The sequence below is a fragment of the Bacillus sp. WMMC1349 genome (assembly GCF_013155385.1).
In the GTDB taxonomy this organism is placed as follows: domain Bacteria; phylum Bacillota; class Bacilli; order Bacillales; family Bacillaceae; genus Bacillus.
This window is the reverse complement of sequence record NZ_JABJUQ010000007.1, coordinates 3,882,389-3,898,795: the sequence shown is the minus strand read 5'-3', so window position 1 is coordinate 3,898,795 and position 16,407 is coordinate 3,882,389. Positions and strand designations below refer to the sequence as shown.

Annotated in this window: 26 protein-coding genes; 20 read left to right on the top strand and 6 right to left on the bottom strand. The window is 36.7% G+C overall.

What is annotated here, in order from left to right:
- Nucleotides 1-2: 2 nt before the first annotated feature.
- The 4 genes from HOO54_RS22275 (at nt 3) to HOO54_RS22260 (ending at nt 3,181) form a co-directional block, all read left to right on the top strand.
- The gene (locus HOO54_RS22275; RefSeq protein WP_172299120.1) at nt 3-860 is read left to right on the top strand and encodes an RNA polymerase sigma-70 factor; all 858 of its coding nucleotides are present in this window, start codon (nt 3-5) and stop codon (nt 858-860) included.
- 60 nt (nt 861-920) lie between these two features.
- Nucleotides 921-1,367, top strand: coding sequence for a carboxymuconolactone decarboxylase family protein (locus HOO54_RS22270; RefSeq protein ID WP_172299118.1), 447 nt, complete (start codon nt 921-923; stop codon nt 1,365-1,367).
- Between the two features lie 211 nt (nt 1,368-1,578).
- A complete protein-coding gene (gene soj, locus HOO54_RS22265) occupies nt 1,579-2,340 on the top strand; it encodes a sporulation initiation inhibitor protein Soj (protein WP_172299116.1) in 762 nt (253 codons plus the stop codon).
- Entirely contained in the window at nt 2,333-3,181 is an 849-nt protein-coding gene (locus HOO54_RS22260) for a ParB/RepB/Spo0J family partition protein (RefSeq protein ID WP_172299114.1), read from the top strand. The genes soj and HOO54_RS22260 overlap by 8 nt, the downstream gene beginning before the upstream one ends.
- Before the next feature lie 22 nt (nt 3,182-3,203).
- Here HOO54_RS22260 and yyaC read toward each other — a convergent pair whose 3' ends face one another.
- On the bottom strand, nt 3,204-3,830 hold the full coding sequence (gene yyaC, locus HOO54_RS22255; RefSeq protein WP_172299112.1) for a spore protease YyaC: 627 nt from the start codon (nt 3,828-3,830) through the stop codon (nt 3,204-3,206).
- Nucleotides 3,831-4,157: 327 nt separating this feature from the next.
- On the opposite strand from yyaC, the gene HOO54_RS22250 reads away from it, so the two are divergent.
- The 6 genes from HOO54_RS22250 to rpsR all read left to right on the top strand — a co-directional run bounded on the left by HOO54_RS22250 (nt 4,158) and on the right by rpsR (nt 8,000).
- On the top strand, nt 4,158-5,168 hold the full coding sequence (locus HOO54_RS22250; protein ID WP_172299110.1) for a YkvI family membrane protein: 1,011 nt from the start codon (nt 4,158-4,160) through the stop codon (nt 5,166-5,168).
- Between the two features lie 91 nt (nt 5,169-5,259).
- The gene (locus HOO54_RS22245) at nt 5,260-5,466 is read left to right on the top strand and encodes a DUF951 domain-containing protein (RefSeq protein ID WP_172299770.1); all 207 of its coding nucleotides are present in this window, start codon (nt 5,260-5,262) and stop codon (nt 5,464-5,466) included.
- 189 nt (nt 5,467-5,655) lie between these two features.
- On the top strand, nt 5,656-6,756 hold the full coding sequence (ychF, locus tag HOO54_RS22240) for a redox-regulated ATPase YchF (protein WP_172299108.1): 1,101 nt from the start codon (nt 5,656-5,658) through the stop codon (nt 6,754-6,756).
- 110 nt (nt 6,757-6,866) lie between these two features.
- Nucleotides 6,867-7,154 (top strand): 30S ribosomal protein S6, encoded by a 288-nt coding sequence (gene rpsF / locus HOO54_RS22235; RefSeq protein WP_172299106.1) that lies wholly within the window; start codon nt 6,867-6,869, stop codon nt 7,152-7,154.
- Nucleotides 7,155-7,198: 44 nt separating this feature from the next.
- The gene (gene ssbA / locus HOO54_RS22230) at nt 7,199-7,711 is read left to right on the top strand and encodes a single-stranded DNA-binding protein SsbA (RefSeq protein WP_172299104.1); all 513 of its coding nucleotides are present in this window, start codon (nt 7,199-7,201) and stop codon (nt 7,709-7,711) included.
- A gap of 49 nt (nt 7,712-7,760) precedes the next feature.
- Nucleotides 7,761-8,000: a 30S ribosomal protein S18 gene (gene rpsR, locus HOO54_RS22225; RefSeq protein WP_172299102.1), complete on the top strand. Its 240-nt coding sequence runs from the start codon at nt 7,761-7,763 to the stop codon at nt 7,998-8,000.
- Nucleotides 8,001-8,049: 49 nt separating this feature from the next.
- On the opposite strand, the gene HOO54_RS22220 is transcribed toward rpsR, so the two are convergent.
- The 4 genes from HOO54_RS22220 to HOO54_RS22205 form a co-directional block, all read right to left on the bottom strand.
- Nucleotides 8,050-8,607 carry a recombinase family protein gene (locus tag HOO54_RS22220; protein WP_253907734.1) on the bottom strand — a complete coding sequence of 186 codons (558 nt, stop codon included), beginning with the start codon at nt 8,605-8,607 and terminating at the stop codon, nt 8,050-8,052.
- Nucleotides 8,608-8,822: 215 nt separating this feature from the next.
- A complete protein-coding gene (locus HOO54_RS22215) occupies nt 8,823-9,995 on the bottom strand; it encodes a tyrosine-type recombinase/integrase (protein WP_172299100.1) in 1,173 nt (390 codons plus the stop codon).
- Between the two features lie 105 nt (nt 9,996-10,100).
- Entirely contained in the window at nt 10,101-10,523 is a 423-nt protein-coding gene (locus tag HOO54_RS22210; RefSeq protein WP_172299098.1) for an ImmA/IrrE family metallo-endopeptidase, read from the bottom strand.
- 9 nt (nt 10,524-10,532) lie between these two features.
- A complete protein-coding gene (locus tag HOO54_RS22205) occupies nt 10,533-10,961 on the bottom strand; it encodes a helix-turn-helix domain-containing protein (RefSeq protein WP_172299096.1) in 429 nt (142 codons plus the stop codon).
- 266 nt (nt 10,962-11,227) lie between these two features.
- On the opposite strand from HOO54_RS22205, the gene HOO54_RS22200 reads away from it, so the two are divergent.
- The 6 genes from HOO54_RS22200 to HOO54_RS22175 all read left to right on the top strand — a co-directional run bounded on the left by HOO54_RS22200 (nt 11,228) and on the right by HOO54_RS22175 (nt 13,553).
- A complete protein-coding gene (locus tag HOO54_RS22200) occupies nt 11,228-11,413 on the top strand; it encodes a helix-turn-helix domain-containing protein (RefSeq protein WP_172299094.1) in 186 nt (61 codons plus the stop codon).
- Between the two features lies 1 nt (nt 11,414).
- Complete coding sequence (locus tag HOO54_RS22195) at nt 11,415-11,687, top strand: hypothetical protein (protein WP_172299092.1); 273 nt, start codon at nt 11,415-11,417, stop codon at nt 11,685-11,687.
- Nucleotides 11,688-11,751: 64 nt separating this feature from the next.
- A complete protein-coding gene (locus HOO54_RS22190; protein ID WP_172299090.1) occupies nt 11,752-12,540 on the top strand; it encodes a Rha family transcriptional regulator in 789 nt (262 codons plus the stop codon).
- Between the two features lie 282 nt (nt 12,541-12,822).
- Nucleotides 12,823-12,972, top strand: coding sequence for a hypothetical protein (locus HOO54_RS22185; protein WP_172299088.1), 150 nt, complete (start codon nt 12,823-12,825; stop codon nt 12,970-12,972).
- A gap of 18 nt (nt 12,973-12,990) precedes the next feature.
- Nucleotides 12,991-13,239: a hypothetical protein gene (locus tag HOO54_RS22180; protein WP_172299086.1), complete on the top strand. Its 249-nt coding sequence runs from the start codon at nt 12,991-12,993 to the stop codon at nt 13,237-13,239.
- A 77-nt stretch (nt 13,240-13,316) separates the two neighbouring features.
- The gene (locus HOO54_RS22175) at nt 13,317-13,553 is read left to right on the top strand and encodes a hypothetical protein (RefSeq protein WP_172299084.1); all 237 of its coding nucleotides are present in this window, start codon (nt 13,317-13,319) and stop codon (nt 13,551-13,553) included.
- A gap of 31 nt (nt 13,554-13,584) precedes the next feature.
- Here HOO54_RS22175 and HOO54_RS22170 read toward each other — a convergent pair whose 3' ends face one another.
- Nucleotides 13,585-13,926: a hypothetical protein gene (locus HOO54_RS22170; RefSeq protein WP_172299082.1), complete on the bottom strand. Its 342-nt coding sequence runs from the start codon at nt 13,924-13,926 to the stop codon at nt 13,585-13,587.
- Nucleotides 13,927-13,981: 55 nt separating this feature from the next.
- On the opposite strand from HOO54_RS22170, the gene HOO54_RS22165 reads away from it, so the two are divergent.
- From HOO54_RS22165 to HOO54_RS22150, 4 genes are all read left to right on the top strand, one after another.
- On the top strand, nt 13,982-14,251 hold the full coding sequence (locus HOO54_RS22165; RefSeq protein ID WP_172299080.1) for a YqaH family protein: 270 nt from the start codon (nt 13,982-13,984) through the stop codon (nt 14,249-14,251).
- Nucleotides 14,252-14,442: 191 nt separating this feature from the next.
- Nucleotides 14,443-15,000: a host-nuclease inhibitor Gam family protein gene (locus HOO54_RS22160; protein ID WP_172299078.1), complete on the top strand. Its 558-nt coding sequence runs from the start codon at nt 14,443-14,445 to the stop codon at nt 14,998-15,000.
- Between the two features lie 2 nt (nt 15,001-15,002).
- A complete protein-coding gene (locus tag HOO54_RS22155) occupies nt 15,003-15,935 on the top strand; it encodes an AAA family ATPase (RefSeq protein WP_172299076.1) in 933 nt (310 codons plus the stop codon).
- Nucleotides 15,935-16,372: a DUF669 domain-containing protein gene (locus tag HOO54_RS22150; protein ID WP_172299074.1), complete on the top strand. Its 438-nt coding sequence runs from the start codon at nt 15,935-15,937 to the stop codon at nt 16,370-16,372. The genes HOO54_RS22155 and HOO54_RS22150 overlap by 1 nt, the downstream gene beginning before the upstream one ends.
- Nucleotides 16,373-16,407: the final 35 nt, after the last annotated feature.

Below are 16,407 nucleotides of genomic sequence, written 5' to 3'. Positions count from 1 at the left end.
TTATGGAAGAGTATCAAAAGTATTGGTCACTACTTTATTCAATCGCTTATCAAATGGTCGGCTCTTTACAGGACGCAGAAGATATTGTTCAGGAGTTATTTGCAGACCTTCAGGTAAAAAATATCAGACAAATTAACCATATTCAATCCTATTTGACGAAAGCTGTGACAAACCGCTGTATAAATTTTTTGCAATCAGCTAGGAAAAAACGCGAGATTTATGTTGGAGAGTGGCTACCAGAACCTGAATGTAAGCAAATCGAACAGAACCCGGCAGATTCAATCATTAAAGCTGAAATGATTTCTTACGCTTTTATGGTTCTAATGAGCCGGTTGAATCCTATTGAAAGAGCAATATTCATGTTCAGAGAAGTGTTTAACTACAGCTATAAAGAAATTTCATTCATATTGCAGAAATCCGATGTCAATTGCCGAAAAATTCACAGCCGAATTAAAAATAAACTAAAAGGAGAATTTTCCCTAACAACTGATCGCATCAATGAACAACGATTGGCAGAATTATTTATCCATTCAACAAAAACCGGCGATTTTGCTGAATTTGCCGACAGGTTAGCTAAAGAAGCGATATTATATGCTGATGGGGGCGGAAAAGTACGAAGTGCGATAAAACCGATCTATGGACGAAAACGTATTTATGCCTTCTTCAACGGAATCACCTCAAAAGGAAGCCTTTCCGGTCATTTTCAGGTTGTGGATATTAATGGGGGAAGGGGCGTGCTCATCAAACGAACCAACCAACCGATTTATGCCATATGCTTTGCATGGGATCAAAAACTTGATTTCATCAAACATATTTACATGGTTTCTAATCCAGATAAACTAAAACAAATAAAAATTTAAATGTCACAAATCATGGTCCTCCTTTGTTATATAAATGAATTGAAAAAAGGAGGAATTCGTTTGAAAACTAGATTTTTAATGGAAAAAGTGAACCCACAAGGCTACGCAGGGATGTTGGAACTAGAAAAAGCGCAAAGATCTTCAAGTATTGATCCAATTTTAAAGGAACTGATTAAAGTACGTGCTTCACAATTAAATGGTTGTGCATTCTGCCTCAATATGCATACGAAGGATGCACGGAAAAATGGTGAGACAGAGCAGCGATTATATGCTTTGAATGCATGGCGGGAAGCCCCTTTTTACACAGAGGAAGAACGAGCAGTTTTGGCCATGACTGAAGCCATTACATGTATAGCTGATCAAGGACTGCCAGATGATGTTTATCAAAAGGTACGACAATTTTTTAGCGAAACTGAAACAGCTGAACTTATTATGGCAGCCATTACGATTAATGCATGGAACCGAATTGCAATGACTACTTTAAAAATGCCGTCAATTGATTCATAACCACAGATCCCCTGGAACAAAAACTAAGTTCCAGGGTTTTTATTATTACAATATAGTATTAAAGTTTTTCTCGATTAACAAAAATCGTATTATGCTTTTTATTATGCTCGGTTTATAAAAACAAAAATTCAAAAAAAGCAAACGATTGATTCTTTTTTTGATAAAATAGAGAAATGAGAGAAACTTGTTCAATGTGAAAGTAGGTGACATGATGGGAAAAATTATTGCAATCACAAACCAAAAGGGAGGCGTTGGTAAAACAACAACCTCTGTAAACCTGGGCGCTTGTTTAGCTTATATTGGGAAAAGGGTTTTGCTAGTCGATATAGACCCTCAAGGAAACGCAACAAGCGGAATTGGTATAGAAAAAGCTGATGTCGATCAATGTGTGTACGATATATTAGTTGATGATGCAGATGTGAAAGATATTATCAAACCAACTTCAGTTGAAAACTTAGATGTCATTCCAGCGACAATTCAGCTTGCGGGAGCTGAAATCGAGCTGGTTCCAACTATTTCCCGTGAAGTCAGATTGAAACGGGCGTTGGAATCTGTAAAACAAAATTATGATTATATGATCATTGACTGTCCTCCCTCACTCGGGTTGCTAACCATAAATGCACTGACAGCTGCAGATTCTGTGGTCATACCCGTTCAATGTGAGTATTACGCTTTGGAAGGATTAAGCCAGCTGTTGAATTCAGTCCGTCTTGTCCAAAAACATTTAAATACAGATCTTACGATTGACGGTGTATTATTAACCATGCTTGATGCAAGAACAAACTTAGGTATTCAGGTCATTGAAGAAGTAAAAAAATATTTCCGTGATAAAGTATATCAAACAGTCATTCCAAGAAATATCAGGTTAAGTGAAGCACCAAGCCATGGAAAACCAATTATTTTATATGATCCACGTTCCCGAGGTGCGGAAGTATATTTAGATTTAGCAAAGGAAGTGGCTGCGCATGCCTAAAGGTCTGGGAAAAGGGATTAATGCTTTGTTCTCAAACGTTGATTTGTCAGAAGAAACGGTTGAAGAAATTAAGTTGCAACAATTACGACCCAATCCTTATCAACCGAGAAAGGTTTTTGATGATCAATCATTGCAAGATTTAAAGGAATCCATTTTGCAGCATGGTGTATTGCAGCCGATTATTGTCAGAAAGTCAATCAAGGATTATGAAATTGTAGCTGGAGAACGACGTTATCGAGCTGCAGAACAAGCTGGTTTAAAAACCATTCCCGCAATCGTGCGAGAGCTGTCAGAATCTTTGATGATGGAGATTGCTTTATTAGAAAATCTTCAAAGAGAAGACTTGTCACCACTTGAAGAAGCAAAAGCGTATGAATCATTATTAAAACATCTTGATCTGACACAAGAACAATTGGCTAAAAGACTTGGGAAAAGCAGACCCCATATTGCTAATCATTTAAGACTATTAACACTGCCAACAAAAGTTCAGGATTTAATAGATAATGGCACTTTATCAATGGGACATGGACGAACATTATTGGGACTGAAAAACAAGAAGAAACTTGAACTATTGGTTCAAAAAGTTGTTACTGAGCAATTAAATGTCCGCCAATTAGAAAAGTTGATTCAAGAAATGAACAGCAATGTTTCACGTGAAACAAAGAAACCTCAACAAATAAAAGATGCGCTGATGAAAGAACGAGAGTCCTATTTGCGAAACTACTTTGGAACACCAGTGACCATAAAAAAGCAAAAGAAAAAGGGACGGATTGAAATAGAATTCTATTCCAATGAAGATTTGAACCGAATTCTTGATCTTTTGTCTGAAGAAAAATCATAATCATTCTCGAAAACCATCCAATTTAAGATGGTTTTTTTGTTGCAGTCTTTCCTTTGTGTTTTGAATTGGATATTGATACCATACCTGCTGTTTTTTCAAGATGTGCTAAACCTTCAGAAAGTACAGTTGCCATGCTCATGACAAGGTTTAACCGAGTGTTTTGTAATACAAAATACTCCATAAATCCACTTACATTTACAATTCCATTAATGTGTACATGACCAACTTCCGGTAAGTCCTTCCGAACGCCTGCTCCAGGCTTTAATGGTCCCTTTCCGATTTGAAAAGATCCAACACTTTTTGTCCGTCCAAGACAGGCATCGATTGCAATGATAAAAGGATGCTGATGTCTCATATGAATGTTTTCAAGCTTCTCACTCAAGTTGACAGCATGAACCGGATCGGCGAGCGTTCCATATATATCAATGCCTTTCAGTTGTTTGGCGGCAAGTTTCATTCCAACGAGAGGACCTAGAGAATCACCTGTGGAACGGTCAGTTCCAATACAAACAACAACAATTGGACGATCTGCGGCCTCTTTTAAATAAACGGAAATGGCTTTTCCGATCTGTTTGACAGCTAATGGATCTGAATGAGAAACATACTCACTCATTGGTTCTTGAGAAAACAGCCGGCCTTTTCGATTCATAGGGTTCCCACATCCTTATTATCATAGTAACAGCAATGTCTAGCGTCATATTTTTTGAATATGAATGGTTGTTTACATTATATCCACCAGCCGCTTTTTTTATGCTTCATCACTTGGAAACAAGCTTAGATGGAGCAAGCCTCATTTGTCACAAAGTTTTGATGTCTTGATCTTAGATTTTTAAAATGCTTTTTGAATATCAAATAAATTATTTTGATATATCTTTTTTTTGAGGAGGGACGATTTTATGAATGTTAGTTAAGGAAGAATAATATAGTAGCAGTAGAGTAGAACAAGCTTAAAAATGAAGAGTTGGGGTGAGAGATCGTGTGGAGAGCCGGGATGAAGTGGTTGCTTCTCATTTTAGGAAGCTTAATAGGTGCAGGATATGCATCCGGTCAAGAGATTAGACAGTTTTTTGGCGCGGGAAGTGGACTGGCTATCCTTTTATTCACGATTATATTTAGCTTATCAACTTATATAGTGATGAAAATTAGTTTTGAAGAAAAAACAGAACATTTTCTGCCTGTACTAGAAAAGTTGGTCGGTCCAAAGCTTGCGAAAGTATATGATTTGTTAATTATTCTCTATTTATTTACTACGACAATCGTGATGATTGCCGGGGGTGGAGTGACATTGCAAATATTTGATATCCCATTTTGGACCGGAGTCCTTTTATTATCTTTATGTACGGTATTACTTTTTTTTCGGGGACTTAATAGCATATTATCTGTCAACAGCTGTTTAATTCCACTCTTAGTAATAGGATTGCTGTATGCATTAATATCTTTTCAACAAACCCATCAGTCATGGCCTTTAAATGGAGGTCAGTTAGATAATTGGCCAGCAGGCATCACATTTGCATCCCTTAACATTCTGTCTGTTGTAGCCGTTTTATCTGCGGTCGGTAAAGAACTTAACGGAATCGGTGAGGTCAGGATCGCCAGTGTTTTAAGCGGGGTGGTTTTTGGCATCATTTCATTTATATACAATGAAACACTTGTAGAGTTAGCAGATAAACTTTCAAAGTATGAAATACCGTTATTTGCAGTTTTAGAAGGAGCATCTTTTCCTATATTTATATTGATGTCAGCATTGCTTTGTACAGCTATATATACAACAACAATTTCAAATATACTTGGACTTTCAAGTCGTTTCCTGACATTAGTGAAATGGCCGAGGTGGATCACTGTAATCCTCCTCCTTTCGATGATGTTGCCGTTTACATCATTTGGTTTTTCAAATTTAATTGCATTTTTATATCCGATTTATGGTTTGCTCAATCTGTATTTATTAGTTAATATTTTGCTTTACCCAATACTGATTAAATGGAAATAATAGTGCGCTATTATTTAAATAGAAATTGTTCTTTTCCTGTCGTTTTTTGTACAATAAGAAAAAAATGAATAAACAAAAGAGGTGAACAATGTTGGCGAATAAAGAATTTGATCTGAATGATGTAGTTGAAATGAAAAAGCCGCATCCATGTGGTACAAATCGCTGGAAAGTAATTCGGCTGGGGATGGATATTCGGATTAAGTGTGAAGGTTGTTCACATAGTGTTATGATTCCCCGTAAAGAATTTGAAAGAAAGATGAAAAAGATTTTAGTCAAGCATGAGGAATCCGATTCTTAATGTTTACGGATGATCGTGCTTTTTTTGATAATTGCATCACACTGTAAGTAAAAGAGGATTTTCCAAAAGGATTAGTGATTGAAAAACAAGTTTTGTCAGCTTGTCTTTTACAGTAATCATTCTTATAATTGTTGCAGGCTGAATAAAAGATGAACATACAAGGATGTTTAATGATTAGGAGATGAAAGAATGGCTTTAACTGCTGGGATTGTTGGTTTACCTAATGTCGGAAAATCAACCTTATTTAATGCGATTACACAGGCTGGAGCGGAATCGGCTAACTACCCGTTTTGTACGATAGATCCAAACGTCGGAATTGTGGAGGTACCTGATCAACGGCTTCAAAAATTAACAGAACTTGTTAACCCCAAGAAAACAGTTCCTACAGCTTTCGAGTTTACCGATATTGCCGGTATCGTAAAAGGAGCGTCTAAAGGGGAAGGGCTAGGGAATAAATTTTTGTCCCATATCCGTCAAGTGGATGCGATATGTCATGTTGTCCGTTGTTTTGCGGATGATAACATAACACATGTCTCCGGAAAAGTTGATCCCATCTCTGATATTGAGACGATTAATCTTGAGCTGATCCTCGCAGATTTGGAAACTGTTGAAAAACGGATTGGTCGAGTTGGAAAGATGGCCAAACAAAAAGATAAAGAGGCTGTCTTTGAATTTGAAATTTTGACAAAGCTAAAGGAAGCATTCGAACAAGAAAAGCCGGCACGCTCTGTTGAATTTACAGAAGAGCAGCACAAAGTACTAAAGCAGCTCCATTTGTTAACCACTAAACCTGTATTATATGTGGCAAATGTCAGTGAAGATGAAGTTGCAGATGCTTCAGATAATGAATACGTTCAGAGTGTTAGAGAATTTGCTAATAATGAAAATGCTGAGGTAATCGTTGTTTGCGCGAAGATTGAATCAGAAATAGCCGAACTTGATGGTGAAGAAAAAGCGATGTTTCTTGAAGAACTGGGAATTGAAGAATCAGGGCTTGATCAATTAATTAAAGCCTCATATTCATTGCTGGGACTGGCCACTTATTTTACAGCCGGTGAACAGGAAGTTAGAGCTTGGACATTCAAAAAAGGAATGAAGGCCCCGGAGTGTGCTGGGATCATTCATACGGACTTTGAACGCGGATTTATTAGAGCGGAAACAGTTGCATATGCCGATTTACTTGAAGCGGGAAGTATGACAGCGGCAAAAGAAGCAGGAAAAGTCCGTCTTGAAGGAAAAGAATATGTTGTGAAAGATGGAGATGTCATTCATTTCCGTTTCAATGTATAACATAGTTGAAAACGAAAAAGAGCTTTGATATAATATAAAATTGTGAGTAATAGAATTATTGCTCCTTGCCCATGAATGGGCCGCTAGTCCAAAAGGAGGTGCAAATCGAAATGAGAAAGTATGAAGTTATGTACATCATCCGTCCAGATGTTGATGAAGAGTCTAAAAAGGCTGTTGTTGAACGGTTTAACAACATTTTAACAACAAACGGTGCGGAGATCACTGAAACAAAAGATTGGGGAAAACGCCGTCTTGCTTATGAAATCAACGATTTCCGCGACGGATTTTACCAAATCGTAAACATTCAGTCAGGTTCTGAGGCTGTTCAAGAATTTGACCGTTTGGCTAAAATCAGTGATGACATCATTCGTCACATTGTAGTTAAAGAAGAAGAATAAACAGGTTGAAATATATATTCTAAGCAAAAGGATGGTCTCTCAATATGCTTAACCGAGTTGTTTTAGTCGGCAGACTGACAAAGGACCCAGAGCTTCGTTATACTCCCAATGGGGCAGCTGTTGCTACCTTTACGCTTGCTGTTAATCGTACATTTACGAATCAGCAAGGGGAACGGGAAGCAGATTTTATCAACTGTGTCACATGGAGAAGACAAGCTGAAAATGTAGCCAATTTCCTTAAAAAAGGTAGCCTTGCGGGTGTTGATGGACGTTTGCAAACGAGGAACTATGAAAACCAGCAAGGACAGCGTGTATTTGTAACGGAAGTTCAAGCTGAAAGTGTTCAATTCCTTGAGCCAAAAGGCGGTGGCTCCGGTTCCGGCGGTTACAGCGGAGACCAGAGAGGCCAATACTTTGGCGGCGGACAAAATGATCCGAATCCATACGGTGGCAATCAAAATAATCAGAATCGCAATCAAGGCAATAGCTTTAATGATGATCCATTCGCAAATGATGGAAAACCGATTGATATTTCAGATGATGATCTGCCATTTTAAAGGATAATGGACGAACTTTAAAAATTGAAAAGAAAGGAGGGAGATAACAATGGCAGGAGGACGCAGAGGCGGTCGTGCGAAACGCCGTAAAGTGTGTTATTTCACTTCTAACGGAATTACGCATATCGACTACAAAGATGTAGATCTTCTTAGAAAGTTTATCTCAGAGCGCGGTAAAATTTTGCCACGTCGTGTTACAGGTACAAGCGCGAAATACCAACGTAAATTGACTGTTGCAATTAAACGCTCTCGTCAAATGGCTTTACTTCCATACGTATCTGGAGAATAAGCTAAAAAAAGAAAGAACAAGAAACCAATATGGATCTTGTTCTTTTTGTTTAATGATCTAAATAACGATATAAAGTTGTTTTACTAATCCCGGTGGCTTTTGTGATTTGTGCAATGTTATACTCTTTGCTTTGGTACATGGCCAATGCGCGTCTCACATTTTCATCCGGCTTTCTTGGACGACCTCCAGTTTTCCCCTTCAGCTTAGCTTCATAAATTCCAGCTTTTGTACTTTCACTTAAAATGTCATGCTGAAATATGTTGACCTTTTCCATCATTTTAAAGAAGATTTTCCCTTCACTAGTGGAGGTATCGATTTGATCTAATATCGATAGAAAGAAAACGTTTTCCTTTTCTAAGAATTGGACAATGTCAATTAAATGTCTGGTTGAATCGGCAATACTGTACAATTTGTATACGATTACTGAATCACCGCTTTTAACGGCACGAAACATGTTATCTAATGCTGGTCTATTTTTCGGAGAATTCGTGTGTTCTCTGAAAATGTTCTCGCACCCATACTTCTTAAGGTCGTTTAACTGTAGGCGCAAATCTTGATCTTGGCTAAAGGGACGTACATATCCGAAAATCACTTGTATCATCTCCATGAGAATCACTTTAGAATGATTATACCAAAGTATGAATCATCTCGGTATTGATGGCATTTATCGTTTCAAAAAAGGTCGTTATTGGAACAAAAAGTGATAGACATTTCAATTCCTATCTGTTAAATTTAAATATGTTGCAAACGGCCCCGGCTTCTATGAGAGTTAGAAGTCAATAACGAAATAACCCCAGTATTTAAAGGGGTTGAGAGGACTATTTAAAAACCTCCCCCAAAACCTCCCCCAGTTGAAGTCATAGCATACTCAAAAGCTTGAACGGATTCTTCCTCTAAGTCTTTAAAAGTATGTCCGTAAATATCCAATATCATTTGTGGGGTATTTCCCAACCGATCAGCAATCACTTTAATAGGTATTCGCTGACTAAGCAAAATTGTAGCGTGAGTATGTCGCAGACCATGAGCCGTAATTTTCTTACACTTCGTTTTTTGTACGATTCGATCAATGCCATATTTAATAATGTTTTGAGCAAGGGGCTTACCTGTTTTGTAAGAGATAAAAATGTAATTTGAGTCTGAAAAACCAAAGCCAAAAGAGAACAAAATTTCTTTACACCAAGCATGGTACGCTTTTAATTGATTCAATAGTGCTTCATCAATTAGAATTGTTCGATAACTATTTTTTGTTTTTGGAGTTCTTACACCTTTCTCATCACGAGTACGCTCGACAGTTATGGTTTTATCTTCAAGATTAAGGTTTCCCCAAGTTAAACCAAGTGCCTCACCTCTTCGCAATCCAGTGTGTGCTAACAGCAAAATTAAAGTATAATTAGTTATGTTTTCAAGTTCTTTTGCAGCTAAAAGAAACTTTTTCAATTCATCAGCAGTTAAAAAATTTTCTTTAACTTTCTTCTCAGGAATCGTTATTTTGTTAAAGCGATTTCTGGGAAGTATTTCATTGTCAACAGCTGCGTTTATAGCAATTTTAAAAAGCCTATGAAACAGTTGTACTGTACTTGGCTCATATTTTTCTAAAAGTTCATTAATATAGACTCTTTTATATGTTGCCTTATCTAACTTTGATAATTTGTATTTACCAAGTAACGGTTTCATTTGTTGTTTTATTGCATTTTCACGTTGTTTTTGAGAGGAAATTTTCCACTCATTTTTATGAGTCTCATACCAAATATCAAGCCATTCGGAAACTGTTATATTTGAGTTTTCAACCTGTTTAACTTCACCATTTAAAGTAGTAGTCTTTACTTCAAGTAAAGCCCTATAGGCTTCGTTTTCTGATTTAAACCCCTGTTTGTTTTTTTCTCTTCTCTTACCAAGTGCATCATAATAACGGTATCTATAGCACCAACGTTTTTCATTTTTTGCGTTGAAATAATAATATAAGTCTTTATCTTTTTTTGATTTAAATAATTTCATTTATCATCTTCCCTTTCTTGCGTGGACAGACGCTTTAAAAAAGGGGAATGACTGATAGTGGTGACATCACCTCCTTCAAGTTAGTACATACGTTCGAATTCGAGGTTAAAATTTTTTCACCATGTTAGACAAAACTAACTGTTTAGGAATTCCGTACTTTTCAATTGCTTCTTTTACAGTGACACAACCTTCAAAGTTTATAAACAGCATATTTATAGCGAAAAAATTAGCCTCTAATTCAATTCGGTCAGTCGAAAATAGTGTATTTTTCTTTAAAAAAGGTGTATTGGCATCAGGGTGAAAAATGGCATGGCCTAATTCATGGTGGCAAGCAAATTCTCTTTTATATTCATCCAAATTCTCATTAATGTGAATGACCTTAACTCTAAAATGTTTGCTGTAATAACCTAGGGTGTTTCCTAAATCCTCATAAACAATCTCAATTCCTAATGCTTTTGCTATTTTAAATGGATCATTTGTTTTAAATTTTTTGGTTAGTTCCTTAATCTTAGTTACAATGTACTCCACAAAAGGCACCTACTTACGATATTTTTTCGGAGTGTATTTTTGTTTTGCAATTCTTTTGGCAAGACGTAAAGAATTCTCTAAGCTTGCAATTAGCAACTCTCTATCTTCTTCATCCATATCATCAATCGTATTGCCATCAAAAGCAGCGTAACCATTGTTACCCTCTAATCCTTCAATAATTTTCTTTAACTCTTTTTGAATATCTCTTTCATCTTTAGCAGTAAGATCTGGCTCAAAAGTTTCCTTTTCTGTTCTGCCAAGAAGGTAGTCCACAGAAATGTGGAAGTAGTCTGCTACTTTTTGGATTTTATCAATGCCTGGAGTTTTCTCATCCCATCTTCTAATTGTTCCATTTGATAATTTTGTCTTTCTTTCAAGTTCTGCCAAAGATATTTTATGCTCTTTTGCCAACTTTTTAATCCTTTCAACTATTGTCATATCAACCATCCTTAATTAAGCTTATGAAAAGATTAAACTTTATGCTATTTTTAAGTTGACAATTAGCATATTGTTTATTAAACTATGTTCATAAGCTACTTATTCAGCTTTTAGAGCACTACAAAACAAAGCCTAAGACAACGTTCCCCAACGTAAAAGGCTATAAATGTAGGTTTATTCGCTATGTTTAGATATTAGCATATATCCTATTTTGTAGTCAACAAGAAGCTAAATAATTAGCAAAAAAGTTAAAGGAGGTTATTTCTATGGAATTGGATTTCGGCAAAAAGGTTAAGACTTGGCTCATTTTAAATGACATGCAACAGAAAGACTTAGCCGAAATGCTAAACATTTCAGGGCCTTATCTTTCCGACATTTTACTCGGTAAAAGACAAGGCAAGAAAGTCAGAGAAAAAATTATCAAAATCCTTGAGATGAAGGAGGTTTCATAATTTGCCGATTGCAGAAGTCAATATTGACGTGAATCAATCTGAAATAAGAAGTTACATCAATCAAAAACTAGATGAAACGATTAATAATACATTTTTTACTTGGGATCTTGACCAGATGTCCAAAAGAACATGTATGAGCAAGTCATTTTTGGAAAATGAGTTTTTGCATGATCCACGAATGAGGCTTCTTGAGAGAAGAAAAGAGAAGGGGAAACGTTACTGGTTTTATGAACAGAGTTTGGTCGTTATGAAAGAAATCATGGACGAATGGTAAAACAATTGCGTGGACAGACGTTTTTAGAAAAACATTTCGATGAAATTTTCAGGAGGTAAGTTGAATGACAAAAGAATTAGTTTTTATTAAAGAAAATAATGCTGTCACAGACAGTTTGATAATCGCTGATATGTTTGGTAAACGACATGATCATGTTTTAAGGGATATTGAAAATCAAATGCTGTTAGCTGGTGAAGAATTTTCAGTCCCCAATTTTGGGGAGTCAACTTACACCAACGAAAGAGGTCGCACTTACCCAAAATACGACCTGACCGAAGAAGCCTTCACATTAGTTGTGTTCAGTTACAACACGAAAGAAGCTGTTCAAACCAAAATCAAATTTATTAAAGAGTTCAAACGAATGAAAGAATACATCCAGAATCAGCAGCAACCAAAAACTCAACTTGAAGCCTTGCAATGTACAGTTAATCAAATGGTAGAACAAGAGCGCCGGTTAACTGTTGTAGAAACTAGATTGATAGAAACAGAGAAAAACCAGGATAGAATAACGGAAATTCTCAGTCTTAATCCCACAGAATGGAGAAAGAAAGTAAACAATCTTATTAATAAAATTGCTCAAGCTCGTGGAGGATTCCAAGCTTATCAAGACGTTCGCAATGAAAGCTATGAAGCCCTTGAAGAGCGTGCGAATGCAAAACTATCTGTAAGACTTACTAACAAAAAAGGCAAGATGGCGCTTGAAGGTGTTGCAAAGTCGAGAATAGACAAAGTCAATAAGATGGATGTCATTGCAGATGATTCCCGTTTAACTGAAATCTATCTTGCTGTGGTGAAAGAAATGGCAATTAAATATGGTGTAAATTTGAACAACTCTAGCAAGGAAATTTCATAAAACATGATATCTGTTATTAAGATTGATCACTTCAAAGGAGGTGAATAAGGTGAAGATCAAAACAAAAGAATGGCTTGCATTAACGGAGGCAGAACGTTTTATGAAGATTTATCAGGCTTTTGTGAAGAAGCATATATGAGAAGTTTAGAAAGAAACGAGGTGATTTTGTGGGCAGCAGCAAGTTTCATTTAATTGGGATTATCGTCAGTAGTATTTGTGTCATTATCTCTATTGTTGCGTTGATTATGTCTCTTAAATAAAAAAGGAAAAGGGGAAAAGAAAATGAGCCATCGTTCTAGTCGAATAGACATGGATATTGCTTTAAAGAATTGTCGGGAGTTTTTGGTCTGGTCATTCGAACAAGGATGGAGCGAAGAACAAATCTACTATGTTGCGAGAATAGTTCTTGCACTTCAGGAAGATAATCAATAACAAAAGGAGAGAAAATAAATGGCTAATATGAAATATCAAATGCCAGTTACATCAGAAAAAGGTAAATCCTGGGCAGCTGTCTGGATTAAAGGGTTTGAAATAAAAAATAGAAATGCTTTTTCCATGGGTGATGCTAAAGAAAGCCAGCTCAATCTTGAACTGACTTTTAACAGTAATGATTATTCTACAGAAAAATATACACAGTTTATAAATGATCTTATTAGATTTCTTAATGAGCATGGTTGGACTGAAGGAAAACAATATTAAGTATTAATTTAAACCGAATCCTAACAATCATTTTCCCTATCTTACAGGAAAATTATATCAAAAAAGGAGAAAAGAAAATGAATTCATATAGAGCAGAAATGAAGAAAGTAAAGGTTAAGACAGCTGATTACGAACAAGCTTTAGAGAACGCAGCTTATGATCTTATTCGACAACTCAAGTCTTTTTGTCAGACATACGGGGAGGTACTACACTGTTTAGATCAATTTTTATACAAGCCAAAGACAGAGCAATTAATTGCTGAGTATTCTAAAAAGCTTGTTAAACAGGAAATTAATAGCACCTTACTAAAATAAAAAAAGCGCCCTAAAGGACGCTAATAAATTACTAAACTAAATCCATGTAATTTGAAATAACAATATTTCCGTCAATTAAATCAAGAGTTTCAAATAATTGTGGCCGTAGCCCGTATTCTCCTTTGAAATTGAATATTGTTTCGCCAATATCTTTAGCCAAGTGATGATTAAAAGTTTCACAGTGAAATACATTTTGAATCGGCGAGATAAGGGCAAGAGAGTACTTGTATATACGGTCTGGTTCAACTCTTTGATTATGGGCAATATTTTCATAATCACATGAATAGTAAATGTGAACAGGTTCAATTCCATTTAGTACATGGTTTCTAACAATGTGTGAAAAATCATCTAGAGTTTTTGCGATAATTGTCATACTTTTCACCTCCTATCGTTCTGATAGGAACATTATACCAAAGAGGAGGATAAGCATGAATTTAAATAGATTTCTAAAGTCTGATCGTGAAAGGGCGGAAAGACTGATCAAATCAATGGATTTTCTAATCACTGAACTGTTACCAGATGCTATTGAGGACGGAGATTATGAAGGGTGTATTGAAATAGCAGGGTCGATGATTGCCCATTGTAAGGATCTTAAACGGATGGAGCATCCAGAACAAGTTGTTCAGTTGCATGAAATAGCGTCCCAACTCTTGAGTAAAGGGATAGACGTTTCAACTGTTAGGAGGGCGTATCAATGAATATCGAGCATCCAATCATTATAGAAATCAACCGTTACGGTTATCCGTTGGAATATTTGAAGTATGAAAAAGAGAAAGACCAAGACGATGAGGATAAATAAAAAAGCCGCCTTGGCAGAGGCGACAAAAAAACATAACTAACAATCTCATTTTAAATGGTGTTTAATACAAAATCAATACAGGAGGATTACATGAATCCACTACAGGCATTTGAATTAAGTGAAATTTCAAATAACAACCAAGCGTCGCAGGATCATCCACAGTTTGAGATCATGGATATGAATAGTCTAAATTGGGCTTTCAGAAAAATAGCTGCATTAAAAACACAGGAAAAAGAAATCAAGGCTCTTGCGGCAACCGAAAGGCAGCGTATTGAAGAATGGGAATCCAGTGAGCTAAAACCGATCAAAGATAATCTATCATTTTTTGAAGGTTTGGTTAGTGCTTATCATATCAAACAGCTTGAACAGGACCCGAAAACAAAAACTCTTTCCACACCTTACGGGAAATCAAAAAGCCGAGCGACTAAAGAACAGCCTAAACAGGCTGATAAAGAAAAGCTTCTCCATCATGTGAAAGAAGCCGGACTCACTGAATTTATCAAAGAAGATGTCAAATGGGGAGATCTTAAGAAGTCTCTTTCTATTAAAGACGTAGACGGCAAAAAAGTAGTGCTTGATGAAAATGGACAGGCTGTACCGGGAGTTGTAATTGAACCGGCTGTCATCAGCTTTAAAGTGGAGGTGTAAGAATGTTTGAAGTTACAGACGCGCAGCGTGAGAAAGAAAAGGCAATTGTGGGCTTTATCGGGCCAAGTGGGTCAGGGAAGACAGCCGGTGCTTTGCTTGTTGCTTACGGCATGATGAGAGAAGCATACCCTGAGGCAAGTGATAAGGAAGTGTGGTCAAAAGTCGGTGTCGTTGATACTGAACATCGTAGAGCCAAACTATATGCAAACTTGCAATTTGAAGACGTGCGGATCGGAAGTTTTAAACATATTGACTTTACTCCACCATACACAACAGAACGTTATCAAATGGCTGTGGAAGCTATTAAAAACGCAGGTGCTGAAGTTGTTGTGATTGATTCACTTTCCCACAACTGGCAAGGGGAAGGCGGAATAGTTGAAACACATGGCAGCATGTCCGGCAACTCGTTTCAGAATTGGGGCAAGCTTGCGCCAGAAACAACCAAACTTATTAAGACTTTGACGCAAAATGATGTCCACATCCTGGCGACATTGAGGACAAAAACGGAGTATGTAGTTGAGCCAGATCATAACGGCAAAATGGCTCCTCGCAAGGTAGGAACAAAGCCAGTTCAGAAAGATGAAATGGAATATGAGTTTATGCTTAATTTCAATATCGACGTTGATCATATGGCTGCAACGTCTAAAGATAATACGCGGATGTTTGAAGGCTCTTCTATCAAGATAAATCCGGAAGTGGGCCGTAAGCTTTACCAGTGGCTTGAGCTTGGCATTGATGTGAAGGCAGAAGAAGAAGCTGAACGTACTCGTTTGATTGATGAAATTAAAACAATTGTTGCTGGTAGCGAACAGGCAGCGCAGATGATTGAAGAATTTCAAATCAAAGCAGACAAAAAACTTGATCAATGGACTATTAAGCTGGCAAAAGCCGCAATTGATAGATTACAAGGTTTAAATACTAAGGAGGAAAAATAATGTTTAAAGTAGACCACAGTAAAGGCAAAGGTTTCGAACAAGTTAAACCAGGAGAATATGAAGCAATTGTAATTAATTATGAGGAAAAAACAGCATCATCCGGGAATCATCGTATTGTCGTTGATTATGAAATTCGTTCCGATGTTGAACAGCCATGTCAGGGACAAAAGATTCTCTATGACAATTTCACCGTTACAGAAAATGCAATGTGGAGATTTCATCTAGCATCAAAAGCCGCAGGTTTTCCAAATGGAATGGAATTCAAGGATCATATCGAATGGGCAAAAGCTTTCTTAAACAAGCCTATTCGCCTGGTTGTTGGAGAAAGACAATTCAACGGAAATAAATACCCAGAAGTAAAAGGATTTAAGCCGTCAGAAGCGCCAGCACTAGACAATGATCCAATTACCATCAGTGATGATGACGTTCCATTTTGATCATAAAAAACACATTTGAGGGAGTGTTTGACTCC

Excerpts from the sequence above, each read along its gene's own strand:
- HOO54_RS22165 (WP_172299080.1), top strand. The coding sequence starts at position 13,982 with ATGAATTTAAATAGATTTCTAAAGTCTGATCGTGAAAGGGCGGAAAGA.
- HOO54_RS22150 (WP_172299074.1), top strand. The coding sequence starts at position 15,935 with ATGTTTAAAGTAGACCACAGTAAAGGCAAAGGTTTCGAACAAGTTAAA.
- rpsR (WP_172299102.1), top strand. The coding sequence starts at position 7,761 with ATGGCAGGAGGACGCAGAGGCGGTCGTGCGAAACGCCGTAAAGTGTGT.
- HOO54_RS22190 (WP_172299090.1), top strand. The coding sequence starts at position 11,752 with ATGACAAAAGAATTAGTTTTTATTAAAGAAAATAATGCTGTCACAGAC.
- soj (WP_172299116.1), top strand. The coding sequence starts at position 1,579 with ATGGGAAAAATTATTGCAATCACAAACCAAAAGGGAGGCGTTGGTAAA.
- HOO54_RS22220 (WP_253907734.1), bottom strand. The coding sequence starts at position 8,607 with ATGGAGATGATACAAGTGATTTTCGGATATGTACGTCCCTTTAGCCAA.
- HOO54_RS22170 (WP_172299082.1), bottom strand. The coding sequence starts at position 13,926 with ATGACAATTATCGCAAAAACTCTAGATGATTTTTCACACATTGTTAGA.
- HOO54_RS22205 (WP_172299096.1), bottom strand. The coding sequence starts at position 10,961 with ATGACAATAGTTGAAAGGATTAAAAAGTTGGCAAAAGAGCATAAAATA.
- rpsF (WP_172299106.1), top strand. The coding sequence starts at position 6,867 with ATGAGAAAGTATGAAGTTATGTACATCATCCGTCCAGATGTTGATGAA.
- HOO54_RS22215 (WP_172299100.1), bottom strand. The coding sequence starts at position 9,995 with ATGAAATTATTTAAATCAAAAAAAGATAAAGACTTATATTATTATTTC.
- ssbA (WP_172299104.1), top strand. The coding sequence starts at position 7,199 with ATGCTTAACCGAGTTGTTTTAGTCGGCAGACTGACAAAGGACCCAGAG.
- HOO54_RS22200 (WP_172299094.1), top strand. The coding sequence starts at position 11,228 with ATGGAATTGGATTTCGGCAAAAAGGTTAAGACTTGGCTCATTTTAAAT.
- HOO54_RS22175 (WP_172299084.1), top strand. The coding sequence starts at position 13,317 with ATGAATTCATATAGAGCAGAAATGAAGAAAGTAAAGGTTAAGACAGCT.
- HOO54_RS22275 (WP_172299120.1), top strand. The coding sequence starts at position 3 with ATGGAAGAGTATCAAAAGTATTGGTCACTACTTTATTCAATCGCTTAT.
- HOO54_RS22180 (WP_172299086.1), top strand. The coding sequence starts at position 12,991 with ATGGCTAATATGAAATATCAAATGCCAGTTACATCAGAAAAAGGTAAA.
- ychF (WP_172299108.1), top strand. The coding sequence starts at position 5,656 with ATGGCTTTAACTGCTGGGATTGTTGGTTTACCTAATGTCGGAAAATCA.
- HOO54_RS22155 (WP_172299076.1), top strand. The coding sequence starts at position 15,003 with ATGTTTGAAGTTACAGACGCGCAGCGTGAGAAAGAAAAGGCAATTGTG.
- HOO54_RS22260 (WP_172299114.1), top strand. The coding sequence starts at position 2,333 with ATGCCTAAAGGTCTGGGAAAAGGGATTAATGCTTTGTTCTCAAACGTT.
- HOO54_RS22185 (WP_172299088.1), top strand. The coding sequence starts at position 12,823 with ATGAGCCATCGTTCTAGTCGAATAGACATGGATATTGCTTTAAAGAAT.
- HOO54_RS22160 (WP_172299078.1), top strand. The coding sequence starts at position 14,443 with ATGAATCCACTACAGGCATTTGAATTAAGTGAAATTTCAAATAACAAC.
- yyaC (WP_172299112.1), bottom strand. The coding sequence starts at position 3,830 with ATGAATCGAAAAGGCCGGCTGTTTTCTCAAGAACCAATGAGTGAGTAT.